This is a genomic window from Streptomyces hundungensis (assembly GCF_003627815.1).
Lineage (GTDB): Bacteria > Actinomycetota > Actinomycetes > Streptomycetales > Streptomycetaceae > Streptomyces > Streptomyces hundungensis_A.
In genome coordinates, this window is the sequence record NZ_CP032698.1 from 3,869,105 (window position 1) to 3,892,927 (window position 23,823).

20 protein-coding genes are annotated in these 23,823 nt (G+C 72.5%); 6 read left to right on the forward strand and 14 right to left on the reverse strand.

Translation table 11 applies throughout. The features are described 5' to 3' along the window. The 3 genes from DWB77_RS17190 to DWB77_RS17200 are packed head-to-tail and all read right to left on the reverse strand — an operon-like array spanning position 1 to position 3,643. Positions 1–1,713, reverse strand: coding sequence for an L-aspartate oxidase (locus DWB77_RS17190; protein ID WP_120722101.1), 1,713 nt, complete (start codon positions 1,711–1,713; stop codon positions 1–3). Next, positions 1,710–2,723, reverse strand: coding sequence for a pantoate--beta-alanine ligase (gene panC / locus DWB77_RS17195; protein WP_120722102.1), 1,014 nt, complete (start codon positions 2,721–2,723; stop codon positions 1,710–1,712). Before panC ends, DWB77_RS17190 begins: the two co-directional genes overlap by 4 nt. Then, the gene (locus DWB77_RS17200) at positions 2,720–3,643 is read right to left on the reverse strand and encodes a Rossmann-like and DUF2520 domain-containing protein (RefSeq protein WP_120722103.1); all 924 of its coding nucleotides are present in this window, start codon (positions 3,641–3,643) and stop codon (positions 2,720–2,722) included. The genes panC and DWB77_RS17200 overlap by 4 nt, the downstream gene beginning before the upstream one ends. 130 nt (positions 3,644–3,773) lie before the next feature. Between DWB77_RS17200 and DWB77_RS17205 the strand changes: the two genes are divergently transcribed. Beyond that, positions 3,774–4,976 carry a threonine aldolase family protein gene (locus DWB77_RS17205; RefSeq protein ID WP_120722104.1) on the forward strand — a complete coding sequence of 401 codons (1,203 nt, stop codon included), beginning with the start codon at positions 3,774–3,776 and terminating at the stop codon, positions 4,974–4,976. A 65-nt stretch (positions 4,977–5,041) separates the two neighbouring features. On the opposite strand, the gene DWB77_RS17210 is transcribed toward DWB77_RS17205, so the two are convergent. Continuing rightward, positions 5,042–5,269, reverse strand: a complete 228-nt coding sequence (locus DWB77_RS17210) for a hypothetical protein (protein WP_120722105.1) — start codon at positions 5,267–5,269, stop codon at positions 5,042–5,044. Between the two features lie 161 nt (positions 5,270–5,430). Between DWB77_RS17210 and DWB77_RS17215 the strand changes: the two genes are divergently transcribed. Beyond that, positions 5,431–6,540: a DUF5937 family protein gene (locus tag DWB77_RS17215; protein ID WP_120727889.1), complete on the forward strand. Its 1,110-nt coding sequence runs from the start codon at positions 5,431–5,433 to the stop codon at positions 6,538–6,540. A 40-nt stretch (positions 6,541–6,580) separates the two neighbouring features. Here DWB77_RS17215 and DWB77_RS17220 read toward each other — a convergent pair whose 3' ends face one another. From DWB77_RS17220 to DWB77_RS17230, 3 genes are all read right to left on the reverse strand, one after another. Next, positions 6,581–7,555 carry a quinone oxidoreductase family protein gene (locus DWB77_RS17220; protein WP_120722106.1) on the reverse strand — a complete coding sequence of 325 codons (975 nt, stop codon included), beginning with the start codon at positions 7,553–7,555 and terminating at the stop codon, positions 6,581–6,583. A gap of 129 nt (positions 7,556–7,684) precedes the next feature. Then, positions 7,685–8,359: a response regulator gene (locus DWB77_RS17225; RefSeq protein WP_120722107.1), complete on the reverse strand. Its 675-nt coding sequence runs from the start codon at positions 8,357–8,359 to the stop codon at positions 7,685–7,687. A 135-nt stretch (positions 8,360–8,494) separates the two neighbouring features. After that, positions 8,495–9,706: a sensor histidine kinase gene (locus tag DWB77_RS17230; RefSeq protein ID WP_120722108.1), complete on the reverse strand. Its 1,212-nt coding sequence runs from the start codon at positions 9,704–9,706 to the stop codon at positions 8,495–8,497. A gap of 150 nt (positions 9,707–9,856) precedes the next feature. Here DWB77_RS17230 and DWB77_RS17235 point away from each other — a divergent pair, with 150 nt between their 5' ends. Then, complete coding sequence (locus DWB77_RS17235; RefSeq protein ID WP_174248565.1) at positions 9,857–10,918, forward strand: SAM-dependent methyltransferase; 1,062 nt, start codon at positions 9,857–9,859, stop codon at positions 10,916–10,918. Between the two features lie 436 nt (positions 10,919–11,354). Continuing rightward, positions 11,355–12,497 (forward strand): NADH-quinone oxidoreductase subunit D, encoded by a 1,143-nt coding sequence (locus tag DWB77_RS17240; RefSeq protein WP_120722110.1) that lies wholly within the window; start codon positions 11,355–11,357, stop codon positions 12,495–12,497. A 76-nt stretch (positions 12,498–12,573) separates the two neighbouring features. On the opposite strand, the gene DWB77_RS17245 is transcribed toward DWB77_RS17240, so the two are convergent. The 6 genes from DWB77_RS17245 to DWB77_RS17270 all read right to left on the reverse strand — a co-directional run bounded on the left by DWB77_RS17245 (position 12,574) and on the right by DWB77_RS17270 (position 18,745). Continuing rightward, positions 12,574–13,578 (reverse strand): PhlD, encoded by a 1,005-nt coding sequence (locus DWB77_RS17245; RefSeq protein WP_342777969.1) that lies wholly within the window; start codon positions 13,576–13,578, stop codon positions 12,574–12,576. A 136-nt stretch (positions 13,579–13,714) separates the two neighbouring features. Then, a complete protein-coding gene (locus tag DWB77_RS17250) occupies positions 13,715–14,572 on the reverse strand; it encodes a helix-turn-helix domain-containing protein (protein ID WP_246033550.1) in 858 nt (285 codons plus the stop codon). A 491-nt stretch (positions 14,573–15,063) separates the two neighbouring features. Continuing rightward, the gene (locus tag DWB77_RS17255; protein WP_120722113.1) at positions 15,064–16,185 is read right to left on the reverse strand and encodes a hypothetical protein; all 1,122 of its coding nucleotides are present in this window, start codon (positions 16,183–16,185) and stop codon (positions 15,064–15,066) included. An 86-nt stretch (positions 16,186–16,271) separates the two neighbouring features. Then, positions 16,272–17,267: an ABC transporter substrate-binding protein gene (locus DWB77_RS17260; protein ID WP_120722114.1), complete on the reverse strand. Its 996-nt coding sequence runs from the start codon at positions 17,265–17,267 to the stop codon at positions 16,272–16,274. 125 nt (positions 17,268–17,392) lie between these two features. After that, positions 17,393–18,061 carry an ABC transporter permease gene (locus DWB77_RS17265; RefSeq protein WP_120722115.1) on the reverse strand — a complete coding sequence of 223 codons (669 nt, stop codon included), beginning with the start codon at positions 18,059–18,061 and terminating at the stop codon, positions 17,393–17,395. Between the two features lie 3 nt (positions 18,062–18,064). After that, entirely contained in the window at positions 18,065–18,745 is a 681-nt protein-coding gene (locus DWB77_RS17270; RefSeq protein WP_246033551.1) for an ABC transporter permease, read from the reverse strand. A 150-nt stretch (positions 18,746–18,895) separates the two neighbouring features. On the opposite strand from DWB77_RS17270, the gene DWB77_RS17275 reads away from it, so the two are divergent. Further along, complete coding sequence (locus tag DWB77_RS17275; protein WP_120722117.1) at positions 18,896–20,041, forward strand: ABC transporter ATP-binding protein; 1,146 nt, start codon at positions 18,896–18,898, stop codon at positions 20,039–20,041. A 25-nt stretch (positions 20,042–20,066) separates the two neighbouring features. Here the strand turns inward: DWB77_RS17275 and DWB77_RS17280 are convergent, their stop codons facing one another. Next, on the reverse strand, positions 20,067–21,179 hold the full coding sequence (locus DWB77_RS17280; protein WP_120722118.1) for an alpha/beta hydrolase: 1,113 nt from the start codon (positions 21,177–21,179) through the stop codon (positions 20,067–20,069). 150 nt (positions 21,180–21,329) lie between these two features. On the opposite strand from DWB77_RS17280, the gene DWB77_RS17285 reads away from it, so the two are divergent. Continuing rightward, positions 21,330–23,171 carry a phosphatidylglycerol lysyltransferase domain-containing protein gene (locus DWB77_RS17285; protein ID WP_120722119.1) on the forward strand — a complete coding sequence of 614 codons (1,842 nt, stop codon included), beginning with the start codon at positions 21,330–21,332 and terminating at the stop codon, positions 23,169–23,171. Positions 23,172–23,823: the final 652 nt, after the last annotated feature.

Here is a 23,823-nt window from a genome sequence, read left to right on the forward strand (position 1 = left end):
TTACGGCTCCAGGGGGGTGGCTGTGACGGTCGGGGGGAAGGTGGCGCTGGGGGTGGGGCGGATGTCCAGGGTTCGCCCGGGGGTGAGACGGACGACGAGGTGGCGCCGCCAGGCCGCGTCGTCGCGGTCGGGGCGGTCCTCGCGCCAGTGGCAGCCGCGGGTCTCCTCGCGGGCGGCGGCCGCCGCGACCAGGACACGGGCGACGAGCAGGAGGTTGGTGGTCTCCCACGCCTCGACGCCCGGCACGGCGGCCTTGCGCTCGTCGGCGCGGATCGCCTCCAGGCGCTCGGCGGCCCCGGCGAGGCTCTCGGCGGAGCGCAGCACCCCGGCGCCGTTGGTCATGATCCGCTGGATCTGGATGCGGGCCGCCGGGTCGAGCAGCGGCACGGGCCCGCCGTCCCGTTCGGCGTCAACAGCCGTGTGCGGTACGGGAGTTGGGGCATCCGGCGCGGAGCCGTCGGCTCCGTTCGCGGCGATGTCGGCCGCGATGTTCTCCGCGAAGACCAGGCCTTCGAGCAGGGAGTTGGAGGCGAGCCGGTTGGCGCCGTGGACGCCGGTGCAGGCGACCTCGCCGCACGCGTACAGGCCGGGCACCGTGGTGCGGCCGCGCAGGTCGGTGCGGATGCCGCCGGACGCGTAGTGGGCGGCGGGGGCGACCGGAATCGGCTCGGTCACCGGGTCGATGCCGTGCGAGCGGCAGGCGGCCAGGATGGTGGGGAAGCGGTGCTCCCACATGTCGGCGCCGAAGTGCCGGCCGTCCAGGTACATGTTCTCGGCGCCCTGCGCCTGCATCTGGCGGGTGATGGCCTTGGCGACGATGTCGCGCGGGGCGAGCTCGGCCAGCTGGTGCTGTCCCAGCATGAAGCGGGTGCCGTAGGCGTCGACGAGGTGGGCGCCCTCGCCCCGTACGGCCTCCGAGACCAGCGGCTGCTGGCCCTCGGAGTCCGCGCCGAGGAAGAGGACCGTGGGGTGGAACTGGACGAATTCGAGGTCGGAGATCTCGGCTCCGGCGCGCAGCGCGAGCGCCACCCCGTCGCCCGTGGACACCGACGGGTTGGTGGTCGCCGAGAACACCTGGCCCATGCCGCCGGTCGCGAGCACCACGGCGGGCGCGCGGACCGCGCCGACGCCGTCGTGCTGGCCCTCGCCCATGACGTGCAGGGTGATGCCCGCGGTGCGTCCTTCGGCGTCCTTGAGGAGGTCCAGGACGAGGGCGTTCTCGATGGTGCGCACCGCCTGGGTGCGGACGGCCTCGACGAGGGCGCGCGAGATCTCGGCGCCCGTGGCGTCGCCGCCCGCGTGCGCGATGCGGCGGCGGTGGTGGCCGCCCTCGCGGGTGAGCGAGATGGTGCCCGAGTCGTCGGTGTCGAAGTGGGCGCCGGTGTCGATCAACCGCCGTACGGCGCCGGGGCCTTCGGTGACCAGGAGGCGTACCGCGTTCTCGTCGCACAGGCCGGCGCCCGCGACCAGGGTGTCGTCCAGGTGCTGTTCGGGGGTGTCGCCCTCGCCGAGGGCCGCCGCTATGCCGCCCTGCGCCCAGCGCGTGGAACCGTCGTCCAGGCGGGCCTTGGTGACGACGACCGTGGCCAGGCCGGCCGCGGTGCAGCGCAGCGCGGCGGTCAGCCCCGCGACGCCGGAGCCCACGACCACGACGTCCGCGTCGATGGCCCAGCCGGGGGCGGGGGCGTCAAGGCGTATTCCGGTGCTTGTCATTCCGGTGCTCCGAACGTGAGCGGGATGTTGTCGATGAGACGTGTGGTGCCGACGCGGGCGGCGACCGCGAGGATCGCCTCGCCCGCGAACCCCTCGGGCGCCTCGCGGAAGGTGGCGGGGTCGACCAGCGCCAAGTAGTCGGCCACGACCGGGGGTTCGGCCTTCGCCGCGTCGTCGAGGACGCCCTGGGCGACGGCCCTGATGGCCGCGGGCGACGGCGCGGCCACGGCGACCGCGTGGGCGTCGGCTGCGGCGCGGGCCTCGCCGATCGCGGTGAGCGCGTCGGCCCGGCCCGGGGCGGCGCCGCCGGCGGTGGCCCGCGCGTGCAGGGCGTGTTCGGCGGCGAGCCGGTCGCGGGCGGCGAACAGCGCGCGCGACAGGGCGCGGGCCGCGGACCGCTCGGCCGGGGAGAGGTAGCGGTTGCGGCTGGACAGGGCGAGCCCGTCGTCCTCGCGCACGGTCGGCACGCCGACGATCTCCACGGGGAAGTTCAGATCGCGCACCATGCGCCGGATCAGGGCGAGCTGCTGGGCGTCCTTCTGTCCGTACAGGGCGACGTCGGGCGCGGTCAGGTGGAGCAGCTTGGCGACGACGGTCAGCATGCCGTCGAAGTGGCCGGGCCGCGAGGCGCCTTCGAGGAGCTCGCCCATGGGGCCCGCGGTGACCCGCACCTGGGGCTCGCCGCCGGGGTAGACCTCGTCCACGGACGGCGCGAACACCGCGTCGGCGCCCTCCCGTTCGGCGATGGCGCGGTCCGCGTCCAGGGTGCGCGGATAGCGGTCGAGGTCCTCGCCCGCACCGAACTGGAGCGGGTTGACGAACACGGTGACCACGACCTGCCCGGCGGGTCCGGCCAGGGTGCGGGCGGTGCGGATCAAGGTGGCGTGGCCCTCGTGGAGCGCGCCCATGGTCATCACCACGGCGCGGCGCCCGGTCCGCTCCAGGGCCGCGAGCTCCGCGGCCGTACGGACCAGGGCGGTGCGGCCCGTCGATGCCGGCTGTGTCGTCATCGGGACTCTCCTTCGGCGAGCACACCGAGCAGGTCCTGGGCGAGCTCGGGCTTGAGCAGGCCGTGGGCGAGCGCCCGGTCCGCGGTCGTACGGGCCATCGCGAGGTAACCGGCGACCGTGCCCGGGGCGTGCTTGCGCAACTCGGCCACATGGGCGGCGACCGTGCCCGCGTCACCGCGCGCGACCGGTCCGGTCAGGGCCGCGTCCCCGGAGCGCAGGGCGTTGTCCAGGGCCGCGCCGAGCAGCGGGCCGAGCATCCGGTCGGGGTGCGCGACCCCGGCCTGGGAGAGCAGTTCGAGGGACTGGGCGACCAGGGTGACCAGGTGGTTCGCGCCGAGCGCGAGGGCCGCGTGGTAGAGCGGGCGGGCCTCCTCGTCGATCCACTCGGGCTCGCCGCCCATCTCGATGACCAGGGCCTCGGCGGCCAGGCGCAGCTCGTCGGGGGCCGTCACGCCGAAGGAGCACCCCGCGAGGCGCTGGACGTCGACGGCGGTGCCGGTGAACGTCATCGCCGGGTGCAGGGCGAGCGGCAGCGCCCCGGCCCGCCGCGCGGGGTCGAGGACGGCCGTGCCGTACCGCCCGGAGGTGTGCACGAGGAGCTGGCCGGGCCGGATCGCGCCGGTCTCGGCGAGGCCCTCGACCAGGCCCGGCAGGGCGTCGTCGGGGACGGTCAGCAGGACCAGCTCGGCGCGCGCGAGGACCTCGGCGGGCGGCAGCAGCGGCACGTCCGGCAGGAGGGCGGCGGCCCGGCGCACCGAGGCGTCGGAGACCCCGGAGACCGCGACGGGCCGGTGCCCGGCGAGCTGGAGCGCCGCGGCGAGCGCGGGGCCGACCCGGCCCGCGCCGACGACGCCCACGGCGAGGCGGGCGGGGCGGTCCGCCGGGGAGTGTTCTTTGCGGTGCTCTGGTGGTGCGTTCACGCGGTGGGGCCTTCCGTTCCAGTCCGCGGTGGGTACCGGACGCCAAACCAAAATCAAACGGCCCCTCATGCTACGCCCCGGGCACGGAAACCCCTTTGGTTGTCCACAGGGTGTGGGTGATCATCGCCGCATGGCAGACACCGAGCGCGCTTCCCGTCCCGAAACCACCATCACCACTCCCGGCGGGGCTCCGGAGGAGGACCCGGAGCGGGCCCGCCGACACCGTATGGCCGTGTTCGGGGGCGCGGAGCGCAAACTCGCGGACCAGTCGGTCGACCACAGCCTGGCGGAGCGTCTGGCGGCCCTGGTGGCGGACGCCGGTGAGGTCTACGACCTGGCCGAATCCCCCGACATCTACGGCGACGGGGTGGTGGCCGAGCTGGAGCGCCGCACCGCCGAGGAGCTCGGCTTCCCGGCCGCCGCCTTCTTCCCCAGCGGCACCATGGCCCAGCAGGTCGCGCTGCGCTGCTGGGCGGCGCGCACCGGGAACCCGACGGTCGCCCTGCATCCGCTGGCCCACCCCGAAGTCCATGAGCGTCAGGCGTTCAGCCAGGTCAGCGGCTTGCGTACGGTCCACCTGACGGACGAGCCGCGGCTGCCGAACGCGGCGGAGGTGCTCGACTTCGAGGAGCCGTTCGGCACGCTGATGCTGGAGCTGCCGCTGCGCGACGCGGGCCATGTCCTGCCGAGCTGGGAGGAGCTGGTGGCCGTGGTCGAGGCGGCCCGCGAACGGGACGCGGTGGTGCACTTCGACGGCGCCAGGCTCTGGGAGACCACCCCCCACTTCGGCCGCCCCCTGCGGGAGATCGCGGGCCTCGCCGACAGCGTGTACGTGTCCTTCTACAAGACCCTGGGCGGCCTCTCGGGCGCCGTCCTGGCGGGCCCCGAGTCACTGATCGCCGAGGCCCGCACCTGGCGTCACCGCTACGGCGGCCAGCTCTTCCAGCAGTTTCCCGCCGCCCTCGCCGGGCTGCTCGGCCTGCGCAAGGTGTTGCCCGAGATCCCTTCGTACGTAACCCACGCCAAGGTCGTGGCGCAGGCGATCGGGGAGGGGTTCGCGCAGGCGGGCGTGGCCTGGTTCCGGGTGCACCCCGAGCCGCCGCACACCCACGAGTTCCAGGTGTGGCTGCCGTACGACGCCGAGGTCCTGAGCGCCGCGGCGCTGCGGCAGGCCGAGGAGAGCGGTGTCTGCCTGTTCCGGCGCTGGCTGCCGAGCCCCTCGGGCCCGCAAGGCCTCTCCTTCACGGAGGTCACGGTCACCGCCCCGGGGCTCGCCTGGACCGCCGAGGACGTCCGGACGGCGGTGGCCGACTTCGTACGCCGGCTGCGGTGACCGGCTCCGGGTGCCCGCGCCCAGCGGCAGACGGGCGGGTGGCGGCGGGGCTGCGCGCGGCGGGCTCAGTGGCAGGCGGGCGGGTGGCGGTGGTGGTGCGGGGTGAGCAGATGGGCCAGGGCGGCCCGTAGCCGTCCGGTGGCGAGGCGGCCCGCCAGGACCGCCTCGAAGCGGCGCCGGTCCCGTATCCCGCGCAGGGTCGCCACGTCATGGGTGCCCGGCACCGGTGGCGCGGGGGCGCCGAGGCGTGCCGCGCGGTAGCTGTCGATCATGTGCTGCTGCATCGCGTCCATGGGTCCACAGTGGTCCCGTTCGGGCCGCGCGTCGCGCCGATTGACGAGCGGCGTCAAACGACCCCGTCCCAGGCCGATCTCCCGCGCGGTCCGCCGATTGACCGGGACCGTCAATCGGCGGCCGGGTTGTCAGTGCCCCGGTGCACCATGGGCGCATGAGCGTGACCATCGACATCACGGGCCTGCCGCCCGAGCGCATCGGCTTCGCGATCTCGCCGCTGGCCGAGCTGGGCCTGGCCCTGCACGCGCTCTCCGAGCCCGGGCACCACCCGGGTCTGCACGGCTGGGTCACGGCGACGGCGGCCGCCCTGAAGCCCGACCTCGCGGACCGGCTGCACGAGGCGGAATTCCTGTGGCGGCACACCTTCTCCGATGTGTTCATGCCCTTCGCGGGCATACCCGGGCGGGACGGCGGCACCGGCGCCACGCTCGCGGAGGACCTCGACCTGCTCGACCGGCTCTCCAACGAGCGGTTCGCCTCCGCCGCCCTCGAATTCACCTGCAACCTGTACACGGTCAAGACGCCTTCCCCGCTGCACGATCCGGCGATGCGGGCGCGCGCCCTGGAGCTGGCCGCGAACCGGGGGCCCCGAGTGGTCGACTTCACCCGGCGCCTCCTGGACGACCCGGCTTCGGTACGGGCCTGGCTGCGGCGCCTCCTGGAAGACTGCGACCAGGCGTTCTTCGCGGACACCTGGCGGCGGATGCGGGTCCAACTGGCCGCGGACGCACGGCACAAGGCGGAGCTGTTGCGCCACAAGGGCCTCACCGAGGCCGTCCAGGCGGTGTCGGCCGCGCTCAGCGTGGACGACGGTGGGAACCGGATCGGCGTCGACAAGCTGAGCGAGGGCCACACGACCGCCCTGGACCCCGAGCCCGGCGCCGGACTCACCTTCATGCCGACCTCGTTCGGCTGGCCGCATCTGATGGTGCTGCACGCGCCGGGCTGGCGGCCGGTGATCCACTACCCGGTGCACGGGCCCGAACTGCCCTCCCCCGCCTCCGTCGAGCTGCTCAAGCGGCGGATGGAGGCACTCGCCCACCCGATGCGGATGCGCCTGTGCCGCAATCTGGCGCGCTCCCCCAACACGACGGGCGAGCTCGCCGAGCAGCACGGCATCAGCGCACCCGAGGTCTCGCGCCATCTGGCCGTCCTGAAGCGGGCGGGCCTGCTCACCACCCGGCGGCGCGGCCGCTATGTGCTGCACCAGCTCGACCTGACGGTGGTGGCCCGTCTGGGCAGCGACTTCCTGGAGGGGGTGCTGAGGTAGCGGCGGCTCGCGGAGAGGGGCGGTGGGGCGGTGGGGCGGGCTAGTCGACCCGCAGCAGGAGCTTGCCCGTGGAGCTCCGGCTCTCCATCAACTCGTGGGCGGAGACGGCCTGTTCGAGGCTGAACTCGGCGGTGACCGGAAGCTCCACCTCCCCGCTGGTGACGAGCCGCAGCGCACGGTCCGCGATCACGCGCAACGCCTCGGGGTCGCCCGCCGCGAGGCCCAGGATGGAGAACCCGGAGACGCTCCGGCCCCGCGCGTACAGCTCGCCCTGCCCCACCTGCCAGGGCTCCTCGCCGCTCGCGTTGCCGTACGAGACGAGCCGGCCGAACAGGGCGAGCGACTCAAGGCCCCGGCGCAGGGTCGCGCCGCCGACCGGGTCGAGGACCAGGTCCACGCCCCGGCCCCCCGTGGCGCGCAGCACCTCCGTGTCGAAGGTGTCGGTCAGGAAGGCGTCGTCGTAGCCGTGCTTGCGGGCGTAGTCGGCCTTGGCCTCGCTGGAGACCACGCCGTACACCGCACCCGCCCCTGCCAGCTTGGCGAGCCGCCCGGAGACGGTGCCGACGCCACCCGCCGCGCCCTGCACCAGAACGCTCTCACCGGCCCGGAGCCGGCCCACCTCGTGGATCAGGGCGTGCGCGGTCGGCAGCACGGTGGGCAGGGTCGCGGCGGTGCGCGGGCTCACCCCGGCGGGCAGCGGAAAGACGGTGACGGCCGGGGCGAGGGCCACCTCCGCGTAGGCGCCGCCCTCGGTCATCGCGGCGACCTCCTGGCCGACCACGAGCCCCTCGACCCCGGCACCGAGCGCGCGGATCCGGCCGGACAGTTCGAGCCCGGGCACGAAGGGCAGGGCCTCGACCCGGTATCCCACCGAACGCGCCTTGAGATCGGCGAAGTTGACGCCGACGTACGCGACGTCGATGCCCACCTCGCCCGGCCCCGGCGCCGGAACCTCCGTCTCCACCAGCCGGAGCACCTCGGGACCACCGAACTCGTCGAACCTGATCGCACGCATGACGCCACTTCCCCGTAGCCGAATCACCAGCCGAAGCACCGGACGCCTTCGATAGTACGACGCTCATCGAACTAAGGCCAGCGCCGCCGCAGGCAAGGGGCTATGGCCCCAAGTGACCGTGAGGACAGGTCAGTTGGCGCCGCCGCCCGCGCGCACCAGGCCGGTCTCGTAGGCCAGGACCACGACCTGGACGCGGTCGCGCAGTTCGAGCTTGGTCAGGATGCGGCCCACATGGGTCTTGACGGTGGCCTCCGACAGGACGAGTCGGGCGGCGATCTCGCCGTTGGACAGGCCCTGCGCGACCAGCAGCATGACCTCGCGCTCGCGCTCGGTCAGCCGCTCCAGCTGGCGGTGCTCCGGCTCCTTGTTGCCGCTCGGCAGCATCGGCGCGAACCGGTCGAGCAGGCGCCGGGTCGTCGAGGGCGCGACCACCGCGTCCCCGCTGTGCACCGAGCGGATCGCGGCCAGCAGTTCGGCGGGCGGCACGTCCTTCAGCATGAAGCCGCTGGCACCCGCCTTCAGCCCGGAGAAGGCGTACTCGTCGAGGTCGAAGGTGGTCAGGATCAGCACCTTCGGCGGCTCGGGCGCCTCGCAGATGCGCCGGGTGGCCTCCACGCCGTCCAGGCGCGGCATACGCACATCCATCAGGACCACGTCGACGGCGGTCGCCCGCAGGATCTCGATCGCCTCCGCACCGTCGCCCGCCTCCGCGACGACCTCCATGTCCGGCTGGGCGGCGAGCACCATCCGGAATCCGGTGCGCAGCAGCACCTGATCGTCGACGAGCATCACGCGGATCGTCATCGTTGCCTCTCCATCAAGCCGTACAAGCAAGCCGTACAAGGGTCGAGCACTCGGTGCACACAGCGGCGCCCGTACGCGTACGAACACGTGCCCGGGCGCCTGTGCGGGCACGTACAGGAAATCAGGCGCCCGGTTTCAATGGGCCGGTTTGAGGGGCAGCAGGGCGCTGATGCGGAAGCCGCCGCCGGGGCGCGGGCCCGCGTCGAGGGTGCCGCCGACCATGCCGATGCGCTCACGCATGCCGATCAGGCCGTGGCCCTGGCCGTCCGCGCCGCCGTCCTCGTACATCTCGTGGGCGGCGCCCCGGCCGTCGTCCTCGACGAGGAGCCCAAGGCCGTCGTCGAAGTACACGAGGCGCACGCTGGCCCCCACGTCCGGGCCGCCGTGCTTGCGGGTGTTGGTGAGCGCCTCCTGCACGATCCGGTACGCCGTGAGCTCGACGCCGCTGGGCAGCGGGCGCGGGGTGCCCTCGATCTTGAAGTCGACGGTGAGGCCGGCCCCGCGGACCGTCTCGACCAGGTCCTCGATCTGCTGGACGTCGGGCTGCGGCACGTACTCACCCGCCTCCTGGTGCTCGCCCGTGCGCAGCACGCCGAGCAGCCGGCGCATCTCGGCGAGGGCCTGGCGCCCGGTCATCGAGATCGTCTCCAGGGCGGTCCTGGCCTGGTCGGGCGAGGTGTCCATCACATACGCCGCGCCGTCGGCCTGCACGACCATCACCGACACGTTGTGCGCGACCACGTCGTGGAGCTCGCGCGCGATGCGGGCCCGCTCGGCGGCGACCGCCACCTTGGCCTGCGCCTCGCGCTCCCGCTCCAGACGCGAGGCGCGCTCCTCCAGCTGCGCGAAGTACGCCTTGCGGGTGCGCATCGAGTCGCCGAGCACCCAGGCCAGCACGAAGGGGACCGTCATGATGACGACGAAGAAGATCCTCTCCGGTGTGCCGGTGGTGCCGCCGGCCATCTCCATCCATCGCATCTGGGCCACGGGCGCCGCGAAGAGCCCGCCGACGAGCGCGAGCCGTGAGGCCCACCGCTCGCCCGCCGAGGCCACGGTGTAGACGATGACCAGCATCGCGAAGTCCGCGGTCTGGGGATGGACGTTCAGGGCCACCTGGACCAGGCCGAGCCCGATCACGAGCAGCAGCATCTTCTCGGGCACCCTGCGCCGCAGCGCCACGACCGCGCCCATGCCGAGCGCCACCAGAGCCTGGATGCCCCAGGCCGCCTGCCTCGGATGCGCCGGCGTCTCCACGATTTGCAGGCAGGAGAACCCGACCAGGATGACCGCCCAGAAGGTGTCGACCCCGGTCGGGTGTCTGCGGATGAAGTCATAGAGGCGCTGCACGTAACCCAGCGTAGGGAAGCCGGATAGGTGCAGGGGTCAACCGCCGGGGCGATCCTGACCCCGGCGGCGTACTCCCCAAGGTGGAGACTTGGGCACGTGACGGATGAGACGTGTCAGCAGCCCGCTGGTGGGAGCGGTTCGGGGAGCGGCGTGGGAGGAGCGGGAGCGGAGGCGTCCCGTGCGGGGTGTGGGGCGCCCGGCTCGGGTGACGAGCCCCGGGGGTGGCGCGCGGCGGCGGAGGAAGCGCTCTACGGCGACGGCGGCTTCTATCTGCGCCCCGAGGGGCCCGCCGGACACTTCCGTACGTCGGTGCACGCCTCGCCCCTCTTCGCGGGCGCTGTCGCCCGCCTCCTGACGGAGGTCGCGGCCGGGCTCGGACCCGGGCCGGTCGACTTCGTCGACATGGGGGCCGGGCGCGGGGAGCTGCTCACCGGGGTGCTCGCCGCGCTGCCGGCCGACTTCCCCGTCCGGGCGTACGCCGTCGAGCGTGCGGCCCGGCCCGCCGGGCTCGACGAGCGGATCGACTGGCGCGCCTCGATGCCCCGGGGCGTGCGCGGGCTGCTCTTCGCGAACGAGTGGCTCGACAACGTGCCGGTGGAGGTGGCCGAGGTCGATCCCGACGGGGTGGTCAGGCTCGTACGGGTACGTCCCGACGGTACGGAGACGCTGGGCGAGCCGGTGTCGGGCGCGGACGCGGCGTGGCTCGCGCGCTGGTGGCCGCTGACCGAGCCGGGCACCCGGGCGGAGATCGGGCGCCCGCGGGACGCGGCGTGGGCGGCGGCGGTGTCCTCACTGGAGGCGGGGCTCGCGGTGGCGGTCGACTACGCGCACGTGCGGGGGGCGCGGCCGCCGTTCGGGACGCTGAGCGGGTTTCGCGACGGGCGGGAGGTCGCGCCCGTGCCGGACGGGTCCTGCGACATCACTGCGCATGTCGCGCTCGACGCGTGCGCGTTGCCGGGGGCGGAGCTGGTGTCCCAGCGCGAGGCGCTGGGCCGCCTGGGGGTCTCCGGCGGCCGGCCCCCTCTGTCGCTGGCGTCCTCCGACCCCGCGGCGTACGTACGGGCTCTCGCCCGGGCGGGCGAAGCAGCAGAGCTGACCTCCCGCTCCGGCCTGGGCACCTTCACCTGGCTACTCCAGCCCGCCACCCCTGGGGCTCCGCCCCAGACCCCGACGCGTTCACCCACCCACCCGCCCGTGACGGGGGTTGGATAGCCCGGACCCCTGGGGCTCCGCCCCAGACCCCATATCGCGCCTGAACGGCGCTCGTCCTCAATCGCCGGACGGGCTGAGGCGGCCGATGCGGGCCCGCACCAGTGCCGCTAGGGGCGCGGGGAACTGCGCGAGAAGCGGGCACGGTCCGCAGCCAAAAGCCCCTGGGGCTCCGCCCCAGACCCCGTTCGCGCCTAAAGGGCGCTCGTCCTCAATCTCCCCCAAGGCCTTAAGGGCCAGGGGGGACCCCCATGACAGGCTGAAGATGCCTGCACTGGCCAGCACCGAGCACTTAAGGGGCGCGAGGAACTGCGCGACCAGCCACGCACGGCCCGCGGACGAAAGGGGGTTCAGGGGCGCGGGGAACTGCGCAGAGGAGGGAGCCGCCCCCGCCCCGACCCGGCGCAGGCGCCAGCCCCCCGCAGGGGATACTGGCCCCATGACGGAGACGACGGTCGGCATCGGCGGCGGAGCGGAGAGCACCGACATGGTGCTCAACATCGGCCCCCAGCACCCCTCCACCCACGGAGTGCTACGCCTGAAGCTCGTGCTGGACGGCGAACGCATTCAGCAGGCCGAGCCGGTCATCGGCTACATGCACCGCGGCGCGGAGAAACTCTTCGAGGCCCGCGACTACCGCCAGATCGTGATGCTGGCCAACCGCCACGACTGGCTCTCCGCGTTCTCCAACGAGCTCGGCGTCGTGATGGCCGTGGAGCGGATGCTCGGCATGGAGGTCCCCGAGCGTGCCGTGTGGACCCGCACCCTGCTCGCCGAGCTGAACCGCGTCCTGAACCACCTGATGTTCCTCGGCTCGTATCCGCTGGAGCTCGGCGGCATCACCCCCGTCTTCCACGCCTTCCGCGAGCGCGAGGAGCTCCAGGCGGTCATGGAGGAGATCTCCGGCGGCCGCATGCACTACATGTTCAACCGGGTCGGCGGCCTCAAGGAGGACCTCCCGCTGGGCTGGCTCGGCCGGGTGCGGCACGCCGTCGCCTCGGTGCGTTCGCGCATGGACGTGTACGACGGGCTCGTGCTCGGCAACGAGATCTTCCGGGCCAGGACCAGGAACGTCGGCGTGCTGCCCGCCGAGGCCGTGCACGCGTACGGCGTGAGCGGCCCCATCGCCCGCGCCTCCGGCGTCGACTTCGACCTGCGGCGCGACGAGCCGTACCTCGCGTACGGCGAGCTGCAAGACACCCTGAAGGTCGTCACCCGCACCGAGGGCGACTGTCTGGCCCGGTTCGAGTGCCTCCTGGAGCAGACCCACAACGCGCTCGACCTCGCCGACGCCTGCCTGGACAGGATGGCGGGGCTCCCCCCGGGGCCGATCAACCAGCGCCTGCCCAAGGTCCTCAAGGCGCCCGAGGGCCACACGTACGCCTGGACCGAGAACCCCCTCGGTGTCAACGGCTACTACCTGGTCAGCAAGGGCGAGAAGACCCCGTACCGGCTGAAGCTGCGCTCGGCCTCGTACAACAACATTCAGGCGCTCGCGGTCCTGCTGCCCGGGACCCTGGTCGCGGACATGGTGGCGATCCTGGGGTCGCTGTTCTTCGTCGTGGGTGACATCGACAAGTAGGGGCCCGCAGCACCCCGGGGCACGGGGCGCGCCACCCCCGTCGGCACGGGTCCCCCCAACTGGCCGCCGCCTGCGGTCAGTTGGCCCAGTGGCCGCGGGCCGCCGCGAGGACGAAGCCGGGGCCGAACGCGATGACCAGGCCTGGCGCGCCGTCCGCCGGCGGTGTGGTGGCCGCCGTGCGGGCCAGGACGTCCAGGACCGCCGAGCCGCCCAGGTTGCCGTTGTGGGCGAGGCTCTCCCAGGCGTGCCGCAGGTCGGTGGCGTCCAGGGCGAGGCCCGCCGCGGTGTCGTCCAGGATGCGCGGGCCGCCGGGGTGCACCACCGCGAAGTCGAGCGGGCGGCCGTCGAGCCACTTGGCGAGTTCGGGCAGGCAGTCGTTGAAGGCGGCGGTCGCCGCGCGGGTCGAGTCGAAGTGCAGGCCCGCGCCGCTGAGCCGGCCGCGGTAGCGGTCGGAGCTGTCCGGCAGCACATACTCCATGACGTCCTCGACGACGAAGCTCGGGCCGTCCCAGGCCGGGCGCCCGGAGACCACCGTGGCGGCGGCGCCGTCCCCGAACAGCACCTTGTAGACCATCGATTCGAGGCTGGTGTCCTCGTGGTTGTACGTCGCCGCCGACAGGCACTCCGCGGTGACGACCAGGACGTTCGCGCCGGGGTGCGCGGCGATGTCCTGGTGGGCGCGGACCAGTCCCTGGGCGCCGCCCGCACAGCCGAGCGTGGCCAGCGGATGGCGCCGCACGGCGGGCGGCAGCCCGAGCGCGCCGACCAGGTGGACGTCGAGGGAGGGCACGGTCCAGGACGTGGTGTGGCTGGTTACGATCGCGTCGATGTCCGAGGGCCGCAGCCCCGTCGCGGCCAGCGCCCGGCGTCCCGCCTCGGTGGCCAGCTCCAACGCGTCTTCGTAAGCAGTCCTGTTGCGCTCCTCGACCATGGCGTTTCCGGCCACTGTTGGCGCGTTCAGGGGCCGGGTGAAGTTACGGGTCCGCACGGTGGTCGCCCGGGCGACCCGCAGCATCGCCTCCAGACGCGGCAGATCGGGGTGGGCCCGGCGGATGTCTGCGCAGATCTCGTCGGTCGTCACCACGTTCCCTGGCAGAACCACACAGGGAGGTGCTATGTGAGCGGGCACGGACGATCTCCCTCAACGAATCGAAAAAGGGTGGAACATCACCGTACGGCAGGTGGCCGGAAACAATCCTGAGAATCCAAAAACTTGGTCAACTCATCTGTGGCGCTTCAGGGAACGAGCTACGGCTCGCGAGCGAATCGCCCGGCGTGTAGAGCAGCAGCATCACCCGCGCCCCCGGCGACGTGACCGGCTGGGCGACACAGGTCGTGACCCAACCGGGGCCGTACAGCGCATGGTTGAGCGGCCGCTCCGACCCGTCGGGATAGGCGATGGGCGCGGACGCCGCCGCCTCGTACAGGGGACCGGCCACCGGATCCCGGCGTACGTCGTCCTCAAGGCGGGCCAGCGCCGCGTTCTCCGGACGCAGCTCCACGGCGTGCCGCAGCTGGGGCATCACCACCGGCGCCCAGGACCTCGCCCAGTCGGCGAGCACCACCTCGCGCGCCTGCGGGTCGAGGAGCATCCAGCGCATGGGGTTGGCCGGGGGCTCGCCGCCGGGGAAGAGCGCGGCGAACTCCTTGTTGTGGGCCAGCAGGTTCCACTCCGCGTCATTGATGTACGCGAGCGCCCCGCTGATGCCGTCGACCACCCGCTGCCACTCACCGGGCACGGACAGACCCGATGCGCGGTGCAGCGGGCTCGGCGGGTTCTCGCGCCGGGTGAGCCGCCACAGGAACACCCACTCCTGCTCGTCGAAGCGCAGCACGGTGGCCACCGCGGACAACAACTCGGCGGAGGGGGAGGCCAGTTGACCGTTCTCGAACCGGTTGTACGTGCCCGGGGTGCGCTCCAGAAGGAGGTCGAGCTGCTCCTGGCTGAGCCCGGCGGCGCGACGGCCGGGGCCGGGCTGCCGCGGCGGGAAGCCCAGGGAAGCGGGGCTGACGGCGGCGCGTCGCTCACGCAGCAGCGCCCGCAGGGCGGCACGGTCGGCGGCGGCGAGGTGCAAGGGGAGCGCCTTCCGTGGCGGGGGCGGACGGTGGGGGCGGTCGTGGCGCGCGAAGCGGACCGCCGGGCAATTATCTGCATCCGTGCCCCCTGGAAAGACGGCGGGGTTCCCGATCACAATGGGTGCCGTGGCCGCCCGGGGGGAGCGGCCCACCGGATGCCGTCTGTCCCGTGCGTCCGGGCTCTGCGGCAGGTACCGACACTCGCCACGATGCAGCGGCCTCGGTACCGGCCGCAGACCTTTGCCCCGTGTTCCGGCCCCGTCCTCGGCGCCGGTCCCGGTCCCGTCCTCGACCTCGGCCCCGGTCCCGCGCATCGTTCCGTACGCGACGGGCCGGCCTGGGCGCTCTCCGTCGGGGCGCCTGTGCTCGTGAGTCGTCGTCACGTGCCCTCCCGGATGCCGTCGGTCGACCGCCCGGCGCGCGCGGCCGCTCACGCCCGCGCGGCACGGCCGCCCGGGGCCACCGCCCGCACCGCGGGAGCGGGCGGACGCTACGAGATCGCGGTCCTCAGAACCGCCACGTCCAGTTGTTCCGTCTCGTCGTGGACGGTCAGGTCGATGACCTCGCCGACCACCTTGTCGGGGCCCTGCTGGGCCCGGTTCGCCAGCACTTCGGCGCCCACCACGTCGGCGAGGTCCTCGTCCTGGACGGCCTCGATAGCGGCGGCCTTCCGCTCGGCGGACTCCCCCGGCTGGGCGCCCCCCGTACCGAAGAAGTCGAAGCTGCCCTCGGGGCGCACCGCGCGGCGCGCGGGGTGGGGAACCACGGCGGCGGCCACCGGGGCCGGGGGCGCGGGCAGTTCGGCCCGGCGGGGTCCGGTAGTGAGGGCGGCCGACGGACGGGAGTGCTCCCCGTTGCCGAGGACCGCCGCGTGCTTCCCCTGCGGCTCCTCATCCTCCCGGGACGGCCGGGACTCAGGAGACGGCCGGGACCGGCCGGACGACGGGCGCTCTCCGGACGACCGGGACTCCCCGGACGGCCGCGGCTCTCCGGACGGCTGGGGCCGGCCGGGCTCGCGGGTCCGGGACGCCTCGGCCTCGGCACGCGCCTTCGCCTGCCGTTCGGCGCTGAGCGAGAGGCTCTCCAGGGCGCGGGCCGCCGCGAGATAGGAGGCCGGGGTGGGCGTGCTGCCGGACGGCATGAGCGCCTTGGGTCCGGTGGACTCCAGGGCGAGTTGCCGCCGGCCTTCCAGGGCGCTGGCCCGTTCGGTCTCGGCGGTGGCGTAGCGGCGCAGCAGGGCCGCGTGTTCGCCGCGCAGCCCGGCCAGCTCCATGCGCTTGGTGCGGAGCTTGGCGTCGAGGCGGCCGCGCAGCTCGCGCGACTCCTCCAACTCCGTCTCCAGCTCGGCGATGCGCTCCTCGGTGCGCCACTGGTCGGCGGCGCGCGAGCGGGTCAGCTCCGCGACCCGGCGGCCCGCCGCCCGGTCCCAGGCGCGCATGAGCACCGAGCCGGTGACGCAGGCGGCCGCGGCCGCAGCGGCCAACGCCCGCAGCATCGCGGGCTGATCGACGAGCCAGGCGCCCCCGGCGCAGATGACGGAGACGCCGGCGACGGCCGACGGCTGGAGGAGCCGGTGCAGCGGAGGGGAATGACGGTGGCGTCCACGTGGCATGGCCTGAAATTTACCGTGCGTAGCGCCCCTATGGACCCCCGCCCGCCAATCTGTTCCCCGGTAGTTACTCCGATCGCCGAATTCGGCTACTTCTTGATCAGCCCCTTCGACTGGAGATACGCCTTCGCGACATCGGCCGGCTTGGCCCGCTCGGCGTCGACCTTGCGGTTGAGATCGACCAGATCGGCCGTGGTCAGCGCCTTGGTGAGCTTGCCGAGCGCATCGGATATCTCCGGGGCGGCCGCGTCCTTCGCGTTGACCACCGGCAGCACGTTGTCCGCGTTCTGGAGCTTCTTGTCGTCCTGGAGCAGGACGAGGCCGTAGGTGTCCAGGCTCGCGTCCGTCGTGGTGGTGAGGACCAGCTGGTCCACCCCGTCCTTGACGGCCTGCTTGGCGCCGGGCGTGCCGACGCCCTTGGGGTCGATGCCGGTGACGTCGATCCCGTACTTGGACGTCAGACCGGGCGCGCAGAACGGCCGGATCTTGCACTCGTCACCGGCGGCGACCTTCACCTTCACCTTGGAAGCGCCCAGATCCGAAAGGGACTTGAGGTTGTTCTTGGTGGCGAATTCCTTGGTCACCGCGAACGCGTTCTGGTCGACGGCCTCACCGGCGGGGAGAACCTTCAGACCGCGGGGCCCGGCGAGCTTGGTCAGTTCGGCAAGGGTGGCGGTGACATCGCTGGACGCGAGCGGCTTGTCCTTCGCCTTGTCGCCGTTCACCTTGGCATTGAGGAATTCGGTGAGCGTCGCCGCGTATTCCGGCACGACGTCGATCTCGCCCTTCTCCAGGGCGGGTTCGTACAGTTCGCGGTTCTTCACGGTGGTGATGGAGGTCGCGTATCCGGCGTCGGCCAGGACCTGCGAGTACAGCTCCGCCAGGACCGCGGACTCGGTGAAGCCGGCCGCGCCGACCACCAGCGAGCCCTTCTTTCCGCCACTCGTACTGCTGGAGCCGCCCGACGTGCTCGAACTGCTCTTGTCCTGGCTCTTTTCCAGGCTGTCGCCGCCGCACGCGGCGAGCGTGCCGGCCAGGGCCAGCGTGCCGAGCACCGCACCGGTCGTGCGCAGGATCTTGCTCATTCGGTGTTCACCATCCAGGAGGCATCGCGTAATGACGGGTGTTGCGGGATCGGGGGTGCCGGGGCGGCGCAGGGTGTCGGGTGGCGCAGGGTGTCGGGTGTGCGCGGTGGGGTGGAGTCACCGCGTCACGAGCGCCCCCGCACGGGGCTGAAGATCCGGTCCACCGCCACCAGGACGCCCTCCACCAGCAGGGCGAGCGCCGCCACCAGCATCGCGCCGGCCACCACCTGCGGGGTGTCGTACACCGCGAATCCCTCGGTGACGATGCGGCCGAGCCCGCCGAGACCCGCCATCGCCGCGATCGTCGCCGTGGCGATGATCTGGACCGCCGCCGAGCGCAGCCCGGTCATGATCAGCGGGTAGGCGAGCGGCAGTTCCACCTGGAGGAAGAGCTGACGCCCCGACATCCCCATGCCCCGGGCCGCCTCGACCGCCGCCGGGTCCACCTCGCGCATACCGACATAGGCGTTGGTCAGCAGCGGCGGCACCGCGAAGAGCACCAGAGCGATCACGGTGGGCAGATAGCCGGCGTTGCGCAGCGGCGTCACCATGAACAGGGCCAGCACCGCGAAGACGGGGATGGCCCGGCCCACATTGGAGAGGTTCACGGCGAGCGCGCCGCCCTTGCCGATGTGCCCGAGCCACAGCGCGAGCGGCAGGGCGATCAGACAGGACACCAGCAGGGCCAGCGCGCTGACGTAGACGTGCTCGCCGAGCCGGTGCCAGGCGCCGTCCTCCCCCGACCAGTGGGAGCCGGTGGCCAGCCAGGTCCAGGCCTGTGTGAAGACTCCCATCGCTCAGCCCGCCTTCGCCGTACGGATCCGCGTCCACGGCGTCAGCAGCCGCTGGAGGCCGAGGAGGAGCAGGTCGGCGGCGATCGCCAGCACCACGCACAGCACGGACGCGGTGAGGATCTGCGCCTTGAAGAAGGTGGGCAGGCCCTGCTCGATGAGGTTGCCGAGGCCGCCGTGGTCGACGAGCGAGCCGATCGTGGTCAGCGCGACGGTGGCCACCGTGGCGATCCGGAGCCCGGCCATCAGCGCGGGCAGCGCGAGCGGCAGCTCGACCTCGAAAAGCAGTCGTATCCGCCCGTACCCCATGCCGCGGGCCGCTTCCAGGGCGTCGGGCGGCACCGATTCGAGCCCGGCCAGGATGTTCCGTACCAGGATCGTCAGGGAGTACAGCACGAGGCCCGTGATCACCAGGCCGGCCGAGAGGCCGAACAGCGGGAGCAGCAGGGCGAACATGGCGAGCGACGGCACCGTGTAGAGCACGGTGGTGATGCCGAGGACGGTGGCGGCGACGCCCTTGCGGCCACGCGCGAGCAGCGCGAGGGGGAAGGCGACGAGCAGGCCTATCAGGACCGAGACCGCGGTGATCCAGATGTGCTGGACCGTCGCGTCGGTGAGCTCCTGACTGCGGGAGCTGACGTACTCCCAACAGATCCAGTCGTTGGCCGCCAGGCAGTTCCGCGCCACTCCCCCACCTCCCCCGAACTTCCCGATACCTCTGCCCCGAACGTACGTACCAAACCCTATCCCCGCCCACTGACAATCGCCGTGGGCCATTGCGGTACAGCAACATGGGCTTCACACAAGCGCGCACGTCAGCCTTCACAATGGGGACCCATGATCCGGTTCGAGCACGTCACCAAGCGGTACGCCGACGGCACCATCGCCGTGGGCGATCTCTCCTTCGAGGTGGCCGGGGGTGAACTGGTCACCCTGGTCGGCCCGTCGGGGTGCGGCAAGACCACCACCATGAAGATGGTCAACCGGCTCATCGAGCCGACCGAGGGCCGGATATTCGTGGACGGCGAGGACATATCGACCGTCGACCCCGTCCAACTGCGGCGCCGCATCGGCTATGTGATCCAGCAGGTCGGGCTCTTCCCGCACAAGACGGTCCTGGAGAACACCGCGACCGTCCCGCATCTGCTCGGCGTCAAGAAGGCCAAGGCCCACGCGCGCGCGGCCGAGCTGCTCGACCTGGTCGGGCTCGACCCCAAGACGTACGGCTCCCGCTACCCCGAGCAGCTCTCCGGCGGGCAGCGCCAACGGGTGGGCGTGGCAAGGGCGTTGGCGGCCGACCCGCCGGTGCTGTTGATGGACGAGCCGTTCGGCGCGGTCGACCCGGTGGTGCGCGAGCGGCTCCAGAACGAGTTCCTGCGCCTCCAGTCGCAGGTGCGCAAGACGGTTCTCTTCGTCACCCACGACATCGAGGAGGCGGTCCGGCTCGGCGACCGCATCGCGGTCTACGGGCAGGGCGCCATCGAGCAGTTCGACGCCCCCGCCGCCGTGCTCGGCGCCCCCGCCACGCCCTATGTCGCGGACTTCGTCGGCGCCGACCGGGGTCTCAAGCGCCTCTCGGTGACGCCCATCGAGGAGGGCGACCTGGACCAGCCGCCGGTGGTCCACCTCGACGACCCCCTCCCCGCCGACATCGCGCGCTGGGCGGTCGTCCTGGACGGCGAGGACAATCTGCACGGCTGGATCTCGGGCGAGCAGGCCCGCCTCGGCAAGGGCACGGTCCGCGAGCACGCCCGGCGCATGGAGGCCTGGCTGCCGGTCGGCGCCTCCCTCAAGCAGGCCTTCGCCACGATGCTCCAGCACGACGCGGGCTGGATCGCGGTGATCGACCGCGAGGAGCGGGGCCGCTTCCTCGGCGTCCTCACCCCGGCCCGGCTGCACGAGGCGCTGCGCCGGTCCATCGACGCGGACGCCCAGGCCGTGCCCCGTACCGAGGTGACGGTCGAATCGGTCAGCTCGCGCTGAAGCGCGCGGGCCCGCGCCCGGCCGGTCAGTTCGCGCTGAGCCGCCCGCTGATCCACTCCAGGGTCGGCGGGATCTCGCGGCGCCAGGTGTTGAAGTTGTGGCCGCCGCTGTCCAGGGTGATCGAGGAGACGCGTCCGGGCGCCTTGACCTTCTTGATGAAGGACTGGGTCGGCTTGTAGTTCTCCTCGCCCGACAGCGAGCTGGTGACCAGGAAGGACGACGGGGCGGGCTTGATGTGGTCCAGGCTCCACAGCAGGTTGGCGCGGTTGCGCTCGTGCTTGTCGCCGTGGAAGAGGTCACCGGTCGTCGGGTCGTCCGCCGCGTCGTAGTACGCCGAGAGGCCCGCGCTCGCCGCGAACCTCTCGGGGTGGTGCATGCCGATCTTCAGGGCGCAGTAGCCGCCGGTCGAATTGCCGATGAAGCCCCAGTTCGCGGGCTTGGTGCCGACGCGGTAGTTCGCCGATATCGCGTCCGGCACGTCCTTGGCGAAGAACGTCTCGGTCTGCGGACCGCCGGGTATGTCGACGCACTCGGTGTCCCGCTGGCCCGCCACCGTGGGGCGCATCATCACCAGGATCATCGGCTGCATCTTCTTCTGCTTGGCCTGCGCCCAGGCCGTCTTCGGATACCGCAGGCCCTTGAGCAGGTTCTCGGCCGTGCCCGGGTATCCGGTCAGCACGATCGAGGCGGGAAACGTCTTGTGCTCGTACGCCTTCTGGAAGTACTCGGGCGGCAGATAGACATAGGCGGGGCTGGTTATCTTCGATTTCTCACCGCCCAGCACGATCTTCTGGATCTCGCCCCCCAGCTGCGGTTTTCCCGCGCCCGGGGTGTCCGGCTTCTGCACGCCGACGACCTTGATGTTCTTGCCGCCCGCCGAGTGGTCCACGACCGTGCCCAGATCCTGTTCCTGTCCGAACAGATCCGCCCAGGAGCCGTAGAAGAGGAACGAGTTGTTGGCGGCGAGACCGACCGAGGCGAAGATCGCCAGCTGGGTCGCGAGCAGCAGCCCGATCCGGCCCGTCACTGCCTTCCAGCTGCGACGGGCCAGACGCGGCCACAACCAGATGGTGACCGCGAACAGCACCACCGCCAGGAACGCGGCGAGTGCCAGAACCTTGTTGCTCGTGAGACCCATGAGTCGATGAAACTTTCTGGCTGAGATTTTCCTGGGACCGAGGGAACCCGCCCCCCACAAGTCCCGTCCTAGAGGGCGCACATTGTCCGGCTGGACGGTACGGACGCCGTCCCCCGGCCAACTGAATCTCTCGCGGAGTCACGGGAAGCGATGTCTGTCAGGATAGATGGGGACAAAAACGGATCGGTTCCGACTCGTGTACGAAAGGTCCTAGGCGGACCGCGCGCGGAGTCGGTTCCCAAGCTGGTCGGTACGGCCTGCACGATCGTGGGCCTCCTGGACGTCGCGGCCGGAGTCTTCGATCGCGTCCGGCACAGTCGGTTCCACACGGTCAGCGAGGTGCTGCCGGGCACCTTCGGCCCCTTCGCGGCGGCCGTGGCGCTCAGCGCCGGCATCCTCCTGCTGCTCCTCGCCCACGGTCTGAAGCGCCGCAAGCGGCGCGCCTGGCGGGCCGCCGTGGTGCTGCTGCCCATCGGGGCGGTGGCCCAGTTCTGGTACCGGCACTCCGTCGTCGGCGTACTGATCTCATTGGTACTTCTGACGCTGCTCGTCCGCCACCGGAGCGAGTTCAACGCGCTGCCCGACCCGCGCAGCCGCTGGAAGGCGGTCGCGAACTTCTTCCTCATGGGGGCGAGCTCGCTGGGCCTGGGCCTCGTCATCGTGAGCGTCCACCCGCACCGCACCGTCGGCAACCCGAGCATCGTGGACCGCATCCAGCACGTGATGTACGGCCTGTTCGGCTTCGAGGGGCCGGTCGAGTACCAGGGCAAGACCAGCTGGACCGTCGGCTACTCGCTCGGCGCGCTCGGCCTGCTCACCGCCGTCACCACCATCTACCTGGCGTTCCGCCCCGAGCACCCGGCCGCCCGCCTCACCGAGGACGACGAGCACAAGCTCCGCGACCTCCTCGCCAAGCACGGCGCCCGCGACTCGCTCGGCCACTTCGCGCTCCGCCGCGACAAGGCCGTCGTCTTCTCGCCCAGCGGCAAGGCGGCCGTCACCTACCGCGTGGTCTCCGGCGTCATGCTCGCCTCCGGCGACCCCATCGGCGACGTCGAGGCCTGGCCCGGCGCCATCGAACGCTTCATGGACGAGGCCAAGGCGCACTCCTGGACCCCGGCGGTGGTCGGCTGCTCCGAGACCGGCGGCGAGGTCTGGACCCGCGAGACCGGACTCGACGCCCTGGAGCTGGGTGACGAGGCGGTGGTGGACGTCGCGGATTTCTCCCTGTCCGGACGCGCCATGCGGAACGTACGCCAGATGGTCAAGCGCATCGAGCGCAATGGCTACGAAACCCGCGTACGGCGCGTTCGTGACCTCTCCGACGGAGAGCTCGAACGCATCCGCCGGGCCGCCGAGGACTGGCGCGGCACCGACACCGAGCGCGGCTTCTCGATGGCGCTCGGCCGCATCGGCGACCCCAACGACGGCGACTGCGTGATCGCCACCGCCCACAAGGCCGACGAGGAGGGCGCCGCCCCCGGCCCCTTCGGCGACCTCAAGGCCATCCTGCACTTCGTGCCCTGGGGCAAGGACGGAATGTCCCTGGAGATGATGCGCCGCGACCGCTCGGCCGACCCCGGCATGAACGAGCTGCTCATCGTGGCCTCGCTCCAGGCCTGCGAGAAGATCGGCGTACGCCAGGTCTCGCTGAACTTCGCGATGTTCCGCTCGGCGCTGGCACGCGGCGAGAAAATCGGCGCGGGCCCGGTCCTTCGCCTGTGGCGAGGCCTGCTCGTCTTCCTCTCCCGCTGGTTCCAGATCGAATCCCTGTACAAGTTCAACGCGAAGTTCCAGCCGCGCTGGGAGCCGCGCTTCATGGTCTACCGGGCCCACGCCGACCTCCCCCGCATCGGCTTCGCCGTGATGCAGGCGGAGGGCTTCGTGAACCTGGGCCTGCCCGGCCCGCTGGCCCGTCTGACGCGGGCGGCCCGACGGGACCGGGCGTGTGCGCACGTGCCGCCGAAGGAACGCGAGATGCGAGCGGCGTAGGCCGCTCGCCCCTTGCGCACCCCGGTGCCGGGTCCCCTGCGGGGGGCTTGGCGCCGGGGTTCTTTTCTCCCCACCCCGCCCCTTCCCGAGACCCTCCGGGGGGTGGGGGGGCGGGGCGAGTTCGGCGAGCCGAGCCGAGCCGGGGGCCGGGGGCCGGGGGGTTGCGCAGTTCCCCGCGCCCCTAACCCCTCTCGACCCTGCGGACCGTGCTCGCTTCTCGCGCAGTTCCTCGCGCCCCTGAAACCCGTTTACGTCTGCGGGCCGTGCGTGGCTGGTCGCGCAGTTCCCCGCGCCCCTTAACTGCTCGGTGCTGGGGCACCTTCAGCCCGTCCGGCGATTGAGGACGAGCGCCGTTCAGGCGCGAACGGGGGTGCGGGGGCGGAGCCCCCGCAGGGGTCTGGGGCGGAGCCCCAGGGGCTGAGCCATTCAACCCGCTGCACGGGCGGGTGGGTGGGCGAACCCGCAGGGGTCTGGGGCGCAGCCCCAGGGGCCGAACCATCCGACCCCCGTCACGGGCGGGTGGGTGGGCAAACGCGCCGGGGTCTGGGGCGGAGCCCCAGGGGGCCGGGACCAACCAACCCCCCGCGCGGGTGGGTGGGTGGTGGGCGAACCCCCCAGGGGGCCCGCGCCAACCACCCCCCGCACGGACAGG